Genomic DNA, 12,588 nt, shown 5'->3' with positions numbered 1-12,588 from the left:
GACAGGGCCTTTCCGGATGACGGGTGGCTCCTCATGCGCCGCGGCCTAAGCCCGCCCGAGTACGGGCCGGCATCAGGCCTCAATGCTTCAGGACTACCCAACAAATGGCCGACGCCCTCGCCGTCCGTCATCCATCGGCGGCAAGTCGGCTCTCCAGACCCGTGATGAGCGTGTCCAGCGCTAGACGGAAGACACCGTTCTCGTCACTGCCTGGAGGGGCGAGCCCGTCTTCGCAGACAGTGGGGGGTTTGAGGCTCGACCACTGGTGGAGCGCGCCATTGAGCTCGGCGGTGAGGACACCGGTGATGACGGCGCACACGAGAGCGGCGATTTGCGGGAGCTCGGAGTGCGGCACCCCAGCGGCGTCCAGGATCGCGGCGAGCGAAACCCAGAACGGGTCTTCGGGCTGGATGAAGTCCGCCTGGTGGCTGAACGAGTAGGCCATGAGCTTGGGGTGGCGGTGCGCCAGCGTCCGGAAATCCGTGGCGAGCAGGCGGATGCGCTCCTGCCAGGGAGCATCCTCCAGCGTCACGGTGCGGAACTGGGTGCCGACCATTCTCGCCACGCCGCGCAGCACGGCGTCCTTGTTCGGCACGTGGTGGTACAGCGACATCGGGTTCGCATCGAGCGCGGTCGCGAGTTTGCGCATGGTGAGCGCCTCGGCCCCGTCCGCGTCGATGAGCCGCAGGGCGGCGGCATAGATCCCGGCCTCGGTCAGAGGCACGTCCCTCTTTCTTGTTCCCCGCGGGGGACGCTTCGCCTTTTCCATACGCGGACGGTATCAGTTTCATACAGCGTACGGAAATGACTTCGGCCACACGGCGACATGACGGTCGCCCGCATGACTCCGGGTTGCGGTCGACTTTCCATACGTCGTATGGTACCAATTCCATACGGCGTACGTTTCCGTGGTGCACTCCGGGTATCGCCGCCGCCCTTGCCCGTCCCCTCTCTGCACAGAGGAGCAAGCCATGACCACACAGCCCAAGAACGACCTGCGACCCATCCGGTCTCCGCGCGGGGTCCCATTCCTCGGCCACACGCCGCAGATCCCCAGCACCAACCCAGTGGAGTACTTCGGCAAGCTGTCCAAGCAGTTCCCCGAGGGCATCTACGGCATGGACATCGCCGGTATCGAGCAGGTCTTCGTCTGGGACCCGGACCTGGTGGCCGAGGTCTGTGACGAGACGCGGTTCTTCAAGCAGATCGACAAGACGCCGCTGGCCCATGTCCGGGACTACGCGGGAGCTGCCCTGTTCACGGCCCACCAGCACGAGGAGGAATGGGGCATGGCGCACCGGGTCCTCCTCCCGGCGTTCAGCCAGCGGGCGATGAAGGGCTACTTCGGGCAGATGCTGGAGATCGCCGAGAACCTGGTGGGCAAGTGGGAGAGCCGAGAGGGCCGGCCGGTCAACATCACCGATGACTACACCCGGCTGACCCTGGACACCATCGCCCTGACGGGGTTCGGTTACCGGTTCGACTCCTTCGCCAAGGAGGATCTGCACCCCTTCCTCAACGCGCTGCTGGAGGCCCTGATCGAGTCGCTGAGGCGCTCGCAGGAGCTGCCGATGATGACCAAGATGCGTAAGGCGGATGACAAGAAGTACCGCGAGAACATCCAGCTGATGCGGGACCTGGTCGAGAGTGTGATCAAGGAGCGTCGTGATGGGAAGGGCACCGCTGAGGATGACCTGCTGGGTCTGATGCTGGAGGCCACCGACCCGGAGTCCGGCAAGGGGCTGGAGGACGACAACGTCCGTGACCAGGTGCTGACGTTCCTGATCGCGGGTCACGAGACCACCAGTGGTCTGCTGTCGTTCGCCACGTACTCGCTGATGCGCAACCCGCACATCCTGGCCCAGGCCTACGCCGAGGTGGACCGGCTGCTGCCGGGTGACACGGTCCCGGACTACGACACGATCATGCAGATGGATGTGATCCCGCGGATCCTGGAGGAGACCCTGCGCCTGTGGGCTCCCATCCCGATGATCGGCAAGTCCCCGCTGGAGGACACCGTCATCGGCGGCTGCTACGAGCTGAAGAAGGGAGCGCGGGTCAACATCCTCGAGGGCCCCCTGCACACTCACCCCAAGGCGTGGGACCGGCCGGAGGAGTTCGACATCGAGCGGTGGCTGCCGGAGAACCGGGTCAACCACCACCCGCACGCCTACAAGCCGTTCGGTAACGGCGTGCGTGCCTGCATCGGCCGGCAGTTCGCGCTCACCGAGGCCCGTCTGGCCCTCGCGCTGGTGCTGCAGAAGTTCAAGTTCGCCGACACCGACGACTACAAGTTGGACGTCAAGGAGGCTTTGACGCGCAAGCCCGGCGGCTTCGAACTGAAAGTGCGGGCCCGTCGGGACCACGAGCGGACCGTCTTCGGCGCAGCCGACCTGCAGACCGACGACATCCGGGAGCAGGCCGCGGTCAGCGGTGTCGGGGTGAACCTGACCGTCGCCTACGGCTCCAGCCTCGGCTCGTGCGAGGACCTGGCGCGCACCATCGCCGACCGCAGCGAGCGCTCCGGGTTCGGCACCACCGTGGTCGGCCTGGACGAGCTGGGCGACAACCTGCCCACCGAGGGCCTGCTCGTCGTCGTCGCGTCCAGCTACAACGGCAAGGCCCCGGACAACGCGCAGCGTTTCGACGACCTGCTCGCCGCCGGACTCCCGGAGGACTCGCTGTCCAACGTGCGGTTCGCGCTGCTGGGCGCCGGCAACACCCAGTGGGTGGCCACCTACCAGGGCTTCCCCAAGCGGATCGAGGCAGGCCTGCTGGCCGCCGGCGCCACCCCCGTCATCGAGCGCGGCATCGCGGATGCCGCCGGTGACTTCGACGGCATGGCCACCCGCTGGATGGACACCCTCTGGACCACCCTGGCCGAGGAGTACGCCGCCGACACCTCCCAGGCCAGCGGCCCGCGCTACCAGGTGCAGCTGCTGACCGAGGCCGACGTGCGCCCCGCGATCGTCTCCGAGCAGGCCTACTCGCTGACCGTCGTCGCCAACGACGAACTCGTGTCCGACGCGACCGGGCTGTGGGACTTCAGCATCGAGCCGCCCCGCCCGGCCGCGAAGTCCATCACCATCGAGCTCCCCGACGGCGTCACCTACGACACCGGCAACCACCTGGCCGTCTTCGCCAAGAACGAGCAGCCGCTCGTCGATCGCGCCCTCGCCCGCCTCGGCGTCGACCGCGACCAGGTCCTGCGCCTGGAACTGCCGGCCGGCGGCCGCACCCACCTCCCGGTGGGCACCCCCGTGACCGCAGGCCTGCTGCTCACCGAGTTCCTGGAGCTGCAGGATGTGGCCACCCGCTCCCAGATACAGACGCTGGCCGAGCACACCGAGTGCCCGTGGACCCGGCCGCAGCTCCAGGCCTACACGGCCGACACCGCAGAATCCGAGGAGCGCTACCAGACTGAGATCCTGGGCAAGCGGGTCTCGGTGCTGGGTCTGCTGGAGCGCTTCCCGGCGGTCGAGCTGCCGCTGGCGGTCTTCCTGGACATGATGGGCCCGATCCGCCCGCGGTTCTACTCCATCTCCTCCGCCCCGTTGGCCAACCCGCGCCACGTGCGCCTGACCGTGGGCCTGCTGGAAGGCCCGGCCCTGTCCGGCGACGGCCAGTACCGCGGTACCTGCTCGTCCTACATCGCAGGCCTCGAGCCCGGAGACGTCTTCTACGGCTACGTGCGGGTGCCCTCCCCGACCTTCGCCCCGCCGGCCGACCCGGCCACGCCGCTGGTCCTCATCGGCCCGGGCACCGGCATCGCGCCGCTGCGCGGATTCCTGGAGGAGCGCGCCTCGCAGCAGGAGAACGGCATCGAGGTGGGCCTGTCCCAGGTCTTCGTCGGCTGCCGCCACCCGGAGCACGACTACTTCTACCGGCAGGAGATGCAGGACTGGGAGCAGGCCGGGATCGCTCAAGTGCACACCGCCTACTCCGCGGTGACCGGCCACCCGGCCCGGTTCGTCCAGAACGCCATCGCCAACGCCGCCGACACCGTGTGGCAGGCCATCCAGGACGGCGCGTACGTCTACGTCTGCGGTGACGGTCGCCGCATGGCACCCGCCGTGCGCGAGGCCCTCGCCGCCATCTACCGGAAGCACACCGGCGCCGACGACGAGACGGCCCAGCAGTGGCTCGCCCAGCTCGAAGCGGACGAGCGCTACCAGCAGGACGTCTTCGCCTGACCCTCAGACGCCGGGAGAGTGCGGCGCTCTTGACACCCGCACTCTCCCGGCCACCACTCACCCCCGACGGCACCACACGGCACCCATCGGCCCGAACCGCCGGGCGTGCCGCTCACAGAAGGCAGATCACCATGGACACCATGCTCGCCGGACGCTTCCACCTGGACAGCAAGAAGTTCGCTGTGGAGGAGGTCCCCGTCCCCGTTCCGGGCCCGGGTGAAATCCTGATCGAGGTGAAGGCCGCAGGCGTCTGCCTGTCGGACGTCCACCTGCTCGACGGCTCCCTCGTCCCGCTGTTCACCACCTCCGACACGGTCACCGTCGGCCACGAGGTCGCCGGTGTGATCCACACCCTCGGCCCCGACCTCAAGCGCGGCCTGACCGTCGGTACCCGCGTCACCCTGGAGGCCGGCAAGACCTGCGGCCAGTGCGCCGGCTGCGTGCGCAGCCGCCCCTGCACCCAGATGCGCACCGCCGGCATCGACTACGACGGCGGCTGGGCCCAGTACACCGTCGCCCGCGAGGACACCCTCATCCCCATCCCCGACAACCTCCCCTTCGACCAGGCCGCGATCATCCCCGACGCGGTCTCCACCCCCTACGCCGCCGTCGTCACCACCGCGGGTGTACGCCCCGCCCAGTCCGTCGGCGTCTGGGGCGTGGGCGGAGTCGGCGCGCACAACGTCCGCGTGGCCCGCCTGGCCGGCGCCGCGCCGATCATCGCCGTCGACCCGCTGCCCAGCGCCCGCGAACGCGCCCTGGCCTTCGGCGCGGACTTCGCCCTCGACCCGGCTGCCGACGACTTCGCCGACCAGGTCCGCGCGGCCACCGCCGGACGAGGCCTCGACTTCGCCTTCGACTGCGCCGGCGTGCCCGCCGTCCGCGAGCAGGCCGCCGCCGCACTCGGCCTGGGCGGCTCCCTCATCCTGGTCGGCATCAGCCCCAGGCCCCTCACCATCACCGAGGGCCTGACCTTCAACTACCTGGGCAAGCAGGTGCGCGGCCACTACGGCGGCAGCCCCGAGTCCGTCACTGAGCTGGTCCGGCTGGCCGAGGTCGGCCGTCTCGACCTGGCCCCCTCGATCACCGACCACATCCCGCTCGCCGAGGCCGCCGACGCGGTCAACCGGCTGGAGAACAAGATCGGCGACCCGATCCGCCTCATCCTCGTCCCCTGACAACTGAACAGAAAGTTCATCAAGACCACCTCGGGCAGGGGTGAGTGGGCGCCGGTGCTTGAGGGAGCACCGGCGCCCACGGTTTCCCGGTATCCGGGTCTGGCGCATACCGACTCCGGGTGGGCAGGTGAAGTCGGGCAGGGCGAGCCGGGTCATACCTCTGTGCGGGACGCACCGAGGTACTGGTCGCCGCGGGAGGAACGGAACGCGAGGTCTGCCGGTGCCGGTGAGCGCTACGCCGAAGTGGAGAATCAGCTGACCTTGTCCGCGTTCAGGTGGACGCCGACAGGTGCTGCATCGTTAGCCAGTCGAAGCCCCCGAGGAAGCTCGCGATCGTCTCGGTGGGCCGGGTGAGATGGTGCTCATACGACCCCGGGAATACCCTCCAAATCCAGCGCTGCTGCGGCCGAGAAGAGGTCCGGTGCGCCCAGGGCACACTCCGCCCAAACCGTCTTGCCACGTCGGGCATGGCGCGTTCCCCAGTGCTCGGCGAGTTGGGCGACGAGGAACAGACCTCGCCCGCCCTCGTGGAAGACACGGGCCCGGCGCAGGTGCGGAGTCGTGTTGCCGGCATCCGCGACCTCGCACGTGAGGGTGCGATCGTGGATGAGACGCAGCTGGATGGGAGGCCGGCCGTAGCGGATGGCGTTGGTGACCAGTTCGCTGACGATCAGTTCAGCGGTGAAGTCGAGTTCCTCCAGCCCCCAGCTGGTCAGCTGCTCGGAGACGCTCGCTCTGACCCGGGCGACCTCGGCCGGGTCGGCATCCACGTCCCAAGTGGCGACCTGACGGTCCCCGAGGGTGTGGGTGCGGGCCAGGAGGAGTGCCACGTCGTCGTGCGGTCGGTCTGCGGGCAGCAGCGCTTCGAGGACGGTGTCACAGGCGGCCTCCAGGGAGGGAGCGGGCTGGGTGAGGGCCTGGCGGAGCAAGGTGAGGCCCGTCTCGATGTCGTGGTCGAGGGCCTCGATCAGGCCATCGGTGTAGAGAGCGAGGAGGCTGCCCTCGGGCAGGTCGATCTCCGCCGCCTCGAACGGCAAGCCGCCCAGGCCGAGTGGCGGGCCGGCGGGCAGCTCGAGGATGTCAGCGGTTCCGTCCCGGGTCATCACGACGGGCAGCACGTGGCCCGCGCGGGCAAGGGCGCAGCGGCCGGCGACGGGATCGTAGACGGCGTACAGACAGGTGGCGCCGATGTCCCCTGCGGATTCGGTGTCCGCTTGGGCAGAGACTTCGGAAGAGACTTCGGCGGCCAGGCGGATGACGACGTCGTCCAGGTGGGTGAGGAGTTCGTCGGGCGGCAGGTCGATGTCGGCGAGGGTGCGCACGGCGGTCCGCAGCCGACCCATGGTGGCGGCGGCGTGGATGCCGTGGCCGACCACGTCACCCACCACGAGTGCGACCCGGGCGCCGGACAGCGGGATGACGTCGTACCAGTCGCCGCCCACGCCGAGCTGGGCGGCAGCAGGCAGGTAGCGGCAGGCGACCTCCACGGCGGACAGCGCGGGTGTACTGCGCGGGAGCAGACTGCGCTGGAGGGTAAGGGCGGTGGCGCGCGCGTGCGTGTATCGACGGGCGTTGTCGATGGCGAGCGCCGCCCTGGCCGCGACCTCCTGGGCGAGGAGCAGGTCCTCGTCCCCGTACGCGTCGGGCTTGTGATGACGGAAGAACTGAGCGACACCCAGCGTGCTACCACGGGCGCACAGCGGTACCAGCAGCATTGATGCGGTCGGACCGAGGTGGTGCCGTGAGGACCGGCCGGTGATCAGGGCGCGAGCCGGTGGTGATCCGTCCGTATACCTCTGGAGCTGCTGCGGCGGAACCGGAGACTCCCCGTAGATCGCTTCCAGGGAGTTCGTCTCGGGGCAACCCTCCATCACCGACCGCTGGGCAACTCGGCGGACCACGAGTGTGCCCTTCGCAGGAGGCTCGTCTGCGGAAGACGTGTCGAGGAGGTCGACGGTGACGGCGTCGGCGAAGTGTTCGGTGGCCAGGTCCGCCAACTCCTGGGCCGTGCGGGCGATGTCCAGGGTCGTTCCGACGCGTACGCTCGCCTCGTTCACCACCGACAGCCGCCACTGCAAATGGCGATCCCGCTCCGCCTGGAAGGTCAGGACGCCCGTCTCCGATGTGCGGTCCAGGTACCCGGTCGTCAGGGCGATCAGCTTGCGTGTCTCCGCGTTGATCAGCTCTGCATCGCTGGTGAGCCGGGGCAGCTCTTCGAGCAGCAGGTCGAGGATACGGCTGTGCGCGAGCCGGAAGGCGCGCAGCATCGCTGTGACCGGCTTCCCGCGCTGAGCCAGCCGACGCGCGCGCTCTGCGTCTGCGGCTGGCGGATCGATCCTCCATGGCTCGATGTCGTGCTCGATGCCGGAAAGTACGGCAAGGACGTGCTCGGCGACGTTCTCCCGCGTCATCTGCGCGATGTCCGGTTCGTCCCACAGCTCGGGGACCTCGCGCCGCAGGTATTGCTCTAGGTCGTGGATCAGCTCGTCCGCTCGCGGACTGAGCACATGCGCGGCACGGGACAGAAGGCTGTCCGCGGTCGGATCCACGCTAACGACGTTACGCCGTCCTGGTGGACCGCGAAGCCTCAGCCAGCTATGCGGTGTCCGGGTGGGAGCCCGGTCTCACGGGCTGGTCGTGGTCGAGGACGAGGGGGCCGCGCGGCCACCGGCGACCTGGGTGGCGCCCACGGCTTTCCGGTGCCCACGGGGCCCGGCACAGCCGGTGCTCCGGGTCAACCGAGGTGGGGCAGCGGCCGTCGGGTCACCTGATGGGCGTCGTCCGGCGGGACGCCGAGCATGCGCAGGACCATTTCGGCCAGGTCCGAGGCGGCCTCGTCGCCGTCGAGGTCGGGGCGGGCCAGCCGCAGCGCCACGAGGGACAGCAGGGTCCCGCCGAGGGCGGACAGGGCGGTGGTCGGGTTGGTGCAGGTGAATCTGCCCGAGGCGATGCCGATCTCCAGGTCGCGCAGGGCTCGAGGGGCGAGGCCCCGGTCGGTGTGGATCTGAGCCAGCCCGCGGTCCCGCAGGATCCGCATGAGTTCAGGGTGGGAGTCGGCCATCTGGGCGGTGAGCCGGAAGCCCGCCGCGACGAGCTCGGCCGGGTCGTCGATTCCTTGTACGCGCTCGTCGATGACCTGCCCGAACTCGTCCAGGGCGTCTGTCACCGCGGAGTCGAACAGCTCCGTCTTGGACTCGAAGTGGTTGTAGAAGGAGCCGAAACCGACGTCCGCGCGCTCGGCGATGGCCTGGATGCTGGCGCTGGTGTCCCCCGTCTCCGCGAGGATCTGCCGGGCCGCACGGACGAGTGCCTGACGGGTCTCGGCGCGGCGCCGCTCGAAGCGGTTCTTGGGCGGGGCTGACGTCGGCATGCGGCGAGTGTAACAACCGTCGCGATGAGTATGCCATTGCTGATGAGATTATCAATTATTTGAGTCCACCCTATTGACGATGGGTAACGGCAAAGTTGATGATTTCCTCATTACAGCAGTGTTGCTTGGAGGACACCATGTCCCACACCCCCGTTAACAGGGCCGCTCCCCAGACGCCCCACCAAGACCTCCACAGTGAGCAGGGCGCCTTGCGCGGTGAGCATCCGGGACGGTCCCGGAATCCCGTGATCAAGGCGGCCGACCTGGCCTGGCTGGAGTTCGAGAAGCCCGACCTGGACCAGGCCGAGGTCTTCGCCCGTGACTTCGGCTTCGCGATCGCCGCCCGCACCGAGGGCGAACTGTGGCTGCGCGGCACCTTCGCCGGCTCGCCCTGCATGGTGATCCGGCGTGGGCGTGCCTCGCGGTTCATCGGGCCGGCGTTCCGCGCGGCCGAGCGGGCCGACCTGGACCGGCTGGCCCGCGCCACCGGCAGTACCGTCCGGGACATCGGCGTACCGGGCGGTGGGCAGTCGGTCGCCCTGCTCGATCCCTCTGGCCTGCCGGTACGGGTCGTGCACTGCACCGAGCAGCTGCCAGCGCTGCCCGAGCAGGAGCCGCTGACCCTCAACTTCGGTACCGATCACCGTCGTACGAACGCCACCCAACGTCCGCCCCGTGAGCCGTCCCGTATCCAGCGGCTGGGCCATGTGGTGCTGGAGACACCGGTGTTCGCCCGCACCCTGGACTGGTACCTGGACACCCTCGGGATGATCGTGTCCGACTTCCTGTTCCTGGACGGGCAGCGCGGGCGCGGGCCGACGATGGCGTTCATCCGGTGCGACCAGGGGAGCGTGGCCGTCGATCACCACACGCTGGCCCTGCACCTGGGGCCCGGAACCGGCTACGTCCACTCCGCCTACCAGGTCACCGACCTCGACGCGATCGGCGCCGGCGGGGAGTACCTGACCGAACGCGGATACCAGCGCAGCTGGGGCATCGGCCGGCACATCCAGGGCAGCCAGCTGTTCGACTACTGGCGCGACCCCGACCACTTCATGCTGGAGCACTTCGCCGACGGCGACCTGTTCTCCTGCGACCTGGAGCCCGGCTGGGCCCCGATGTCGGCGAGCGGCCTGGCCCAGTGGGGCCCGCCGGTCACCCGCGACTTCCTGGGCGCCACCCCGTCCCCCGCCAAGCTGCGCGAGGTCATGACGGCCCTGCGTGGCGACAACGAACTCGATCCCGCACGCCTGCTGGGCCTGATGAAAGCGATGAGCTCATGAGCACCAACGTTCTGCGCACCACCGACGGCTGGTGGGTCGTCCAAGACGAGCGCGCCGTCCGCGCCGAGACCAAGGCGGCCACCACCGCCGAGCTGCTCGCCGACCGGGACGCGGTCCGCGAGGCCGCCGCCTCCGCCGAAAGCGGCACGCCCGTCGCCGACCTGGTTGCACTGCCTCCGGTCACCACCCCCTGCCGGGTGGTCGCCCAGATGGTCAACTACCGCAGCCACGCCAAGGATTCGGGCTTCACCGGCGACATCCCGCCCACCTTCTTCCGCAAGGCATCCGGCTCGGTCAGCGGCCCCCATGACACGATCATCCGTCCCGCGCACGTGAAGTTCCTCGACTACGAGGTGGAACTCGGCCTCGTCATGGGCGCGACCCTGCCCGTGGGCACCGTCGTCGAGGAGCAGGACCTGCCGCGCTACGTCGCCGGCCTTGTCCTGACCAACGACGTCAGCGCCCGCGACGTCCAGCTGACCAAGACCCAGTTCTACGAGAGCAAGTCATATCCGACCTTCACGCCGACGGGTCCGTACCTGGCCCTGCTGGAGCCCGAGGACTTCGCCCATCTGCTGAACCTGCGGCTGCGGCTGTCGGTCAACGGCGTGTCGCGCCAGGACCGCACGCTGGCCGACATGATCGTACGGCCCGCAGAGGCGCTCACTCTGCTCGCCCGCTTTCAGACCCTCGACCCGGGTGACCTGCTGCTGACCGGCACTCCCGGCGGCACGGCCCTGAAGGCCCCGCCCAAGCCGGCCGAGAAGATCGGTGCGCTGCTGCCGCCCGCACTGAAGTGGAAGGCGTTCTTCAAGGGCCAGGCCAAGAACCCCAAGTACCTGCACAGCGGTGACCTCATCACCGCCACGATCGCCACCCCGGACGGACGGATCGACCTCGGCGAGCAGCGGACCCCTGTCACGGACGCAGCATGAAGGCCGCATCCCAGAGACCGGTGGTGATCATCGGTGGGGGACCCGTCGGGGTCACGGCCGCCCTCCTGCTCGCCCGGCACGGAGTGCCCAGCTTGATCCTCGAACGCCACCAGGACATCTACCCCCTGCCACGCGCCGTCGTCGTGGACGACGAGATCCGCCGGATCCTGCAGAGCCTCGGTGTCCACGAGGAATTCGCCGCCCTCGCCCGCCCGGCGCCCGGGCTACGGCTGCTGGACGCCCGGCGCCACGTGATCACCGAATTCCCGCGGTCCATGCACGGACACCACGGCTTCCCGCAGCTGAGCATGTTCAACCAGCCCGAGCTGGAACGCCTGCTGCGTGACGCCTTGGCGCGCCGCCCGGAGTGCGAGCTGTGGAGCGGGGTGGAGGTCGTGTCCGTCACCCAGTCCGACACGCAGAACACCGACGCACCCGACGATCCGACGGGTCCGGTCCGGGTCACCTTCCGGCGCGACGGCAGCGACGAGGAAGAGCACCTGTGGGCCGATGCCGTCCTCGGCTGCGACGGTGCGGGCAGTCTCACCCGTGACGCCATCGGCGCCGTGTGGGAGGACCTGCACTTCGAGGAGAGCTGGCGGGTCATCGACGTGCGCACCAGCCGCCCGGTGCGTACCTGGGAAGGCGCCGAGCAGATCTGCTGCCCCACCCGGCCGGCCACCTTCATGCGCATCAGCGAGGACCGCTACCGCTGGGAGTTCCGGCTGGCCGATGACGAGAACCTGGACGGTCCGGACGGATGGGAGCGCCTGCGCGAGCTGGTCGCCCCCTGGGTGGACCTGCCGTCCGACGCCTCGCAGGGCGACGACTTCGAGGTGATACGACAGGCGCAGTACACCTTCCAGGCCCGTCTCGCCGACCGGTGGCGCAGGGGGCGCGTCTTCCTGCTGGGCGACGCCGCCCACCTCACCCCGCCCTTCGTCGGGCAGGGTCTGTGCTCCGGCCTGCGCGACGCCAACAACCTCACCTGGAAACTCGCCCGCGTCCTCCAACAGGGCGCACCCGAGGGGCTGCTGGACACCTACGAACGCGAGCGCAAGCCGCACGCCCGCCATGCGATCCGCGTCGCGGTCGCCGTCGGCTGGGCCATGACCGGCGGACAGGACCGCGGTGCGGCGTTCCGCCGGGCCGTGGTGGGCGCGGTCTGTCGCGTCCCCGGCGTGACCGCGGCGGTGAGCCGTGACCTCAGCCCCGCCCTGAGCGCCGGTCCACTCGTACGGCGCCGCCCCAGGCTGACCGGCCGCGTGCTGGCCGGCACCTTCTGCCCGCAGCCCTGGGTACGGCATGACGGCAGGCGAGTGCGCCTCGATGACGTCCTCGGGGACTCCTTCGCCGTCCTGACCGCTGTGCCGCCCACGGCGCAGATGACGGCCGTGGCCACGGCACTGGGCGCCCCGACGGTCCACGTCGACGACCTGGGCGACGACGGCACCCTGGCCGGCTGGCTGGCACGCGGCCGTGCCGACGCCGTCCTGCTGCGCCCCGACCGCGTCGTGACGGACACCGTCCCGGCCGGCACCGGCGACTTCACGGACACCGTCGCCTGGGCCCCCCTGCTGCACACGGCCCGCCGCACAGCCGACGCCCGGCCCGCCTGACGAGGAGCAC

The 12,588-nt window shown here is 69.7% G+C and carries 8 protein-coding genes; 5 read left to right on the top strand and 3 right to left on the bottom strand.

What is annotated here, in order from left to right; genetic code table 11:
* Positions 1 to 127: 127 nt before the first annotated feature.
* Positions 128 to 724, bottom strand: coding sequence for a TetR/AcrR family transcriptional regulator (locus OG456_RS44930; protein WP_266570919.1), 597 nt, complete (start codon positions 722 to 724; stop codon positions 128 to 130).
* Positions 725 to 971: 247 nt separating this feature from the next.
* On the opposite strand from OG456_RS44930, the gene OG456_RS44925 reads away from it, so the two are divergent.
* Both OG456_RS44925 and OG456_RS44920 read left to right on the top strand, forming a co-directional pair.
* Positions 972 to 4,193 carry a cytochrome P450 gene (locus OG456_RS44925; protein ID WP_266570918.1) on the top strand — a complete coding sequence of 1,074 codons (3,222 nt, stop codon included), beginning with the start codon at positions 972 to 974 and terminating at the stop codon, positions 4,191 to 4,193.
* Between the two features lie 131 nt (positions 4,194 to 4,324).
* Entirely contained in the window at positions 4,325 to 5,371 is a 1,047-nt protein-coding gene (locus OG456_RS44920) for a zinc-binding dehydrogenase (RefSeq protein WP_266570917.1), read from the top strand.
* A 362-nt stretch (positions 5,372 to 5,733) separates the two neighbouring features.
* Here OG456_RS44920 and OG456_RS44915 read toward each other — a convergent pair whose 3' ends face one another.
* Positions 5,734 to 7,920 (bottom strand): SpoIIE family protein phosphatase, encoded by a 2,187-nt coding sequence (locus OG456_RS44915; protein ID WP_266570916.1) that lies wholly within the window; start codon positions 7,918 to 7,920, stop codon positions 5,734 to 5,736.
* A 185-nt stretch (positions 7,921 to 8,105) separates the two neighbouring features.
* Positions 8,106 to 8,741, bottom strand: coding sequence for a TetR/AcrR family transcriptional regulator (locus OG456_RS44910; RefSeq protein WP_266570915.1), 636 nt, complete (start codon positions 8,739 to 8,741; stop codon positions 8,106 to 8,108).
* A 137-nt stretch (positions 8,742 to 8,878) separates the two neighbouring features.
* Here OG456_RS44910 and OG456_RS44905 point away from each other — a divergent pair, with 137 nt between their 5' ends.
* Genes OG456_RS44905 through OG456_RS44895 form a run of 3 tightly spaced genes read left to right on the top strand, consistent with a single transcriptional unit; the run spans position 8,879 to position 12,578 of the window.
* Positions 8,879 to 10,024: a VOC family protein gene (locus tag OG456_RS44905; RefSeq protein ID WP_266570914.1), complete on the top strand. Its 1,146-nt coding sequence runs from the start codon at positions 8,879 to 8,881 to the stop codon at positions 10,022 to 10,024.
* Complete coding sequence (locus OG456_RS44900) at positions 10,021 to 10,959, top strand: fumarylacetoacetate hydrolase family protein (protein ID WP_266570913.1); 939 nt, start codon at positions 10,021 to 10,023, stop codon at positions 10,957 to 10,959. The genes OG456_RS44905 and OG456_RS44900 overlap by 4 nt, the downstream gene beginning before the upstream one ends.
* Positions 10,956 to 12,578, top strand: coding sequence for a bifunctional 3-(3-hydroxy-phenyl)propionate/3-hydroxycinnamic acid hydroxylase (locus OG456_RS44895; protein WP_266570912.1), 1,623 nt, complete (start codon positions 10,956 to 10,958; stop codon positions 12,576 to 12,578). The genes OG456_RS44900 and OG456_RS44895 overlap by 4 nt, the downstream gene beginning before the upstream one ends.
* Positions 12,579 to 12,588: the final 10 nt, after the last annotated feature.

The organism is Streptomyces sp. NBC_01446, assembly GCF_026340095.1.
GTDB classification, from domain to species: Bacteria; Actinomycetota; Actinomycetes; order Streptomycetales; family Streptomycetaceae; genus Streptomyces; species Streptomyces aureus.
This window is presented reverse-complemented; position numbering and strand designations above follow the sequence as displayed.

What these genes read in the sequence shown, in the direction of transcription:
- OG456_RS44925 (WP_266570918.1), top strand. Translation starts at nt 972, where the DNA reads ATGACCACACAGCCCAAGAACGACCTGCGACCCATCCGGTCTCCGCGC.
- OG456_RS44920 (WP_266570917.1), top strand. Translation starts at nt 4,325, where the DNA reads ATGGACACCATGCTCGCCGGACGCTTCCACCTGGACAGCAAGAAGTTC.
- OG456_RS44910 (WP_266570915.1), bottom strand. Translation starts at nt 8,741, where the DNA reads ATGCCGACGTCAGCCCCGCCCAAGAACCGCTTCGAGCGGCGCCGCGCC.
- OG456_RS44905 (WP_266570914.1), top strand. Translation starts at nt 8,879, where the DNA reads ATGTCCCACACCCCCGTTAACAGGGCCGCTCCCCAGACGCCCCACCAA.
- OG456_RS44900 (WP_266570913.1), top strand. Translation starts at nt 10,021, where the DNA reads ATGAGCACCAACGTTCTGCGCACCACCGACGGCTGGTGGGTCGTCCAA.
- OG456_RS44895 (WP_266570912.1), top strand. Translation starts at nt 10,956, where the DNA reads ATGAAGGCCGCATCCCAGAGACCGGTGGTGATCATCGGTGGGGGACCC.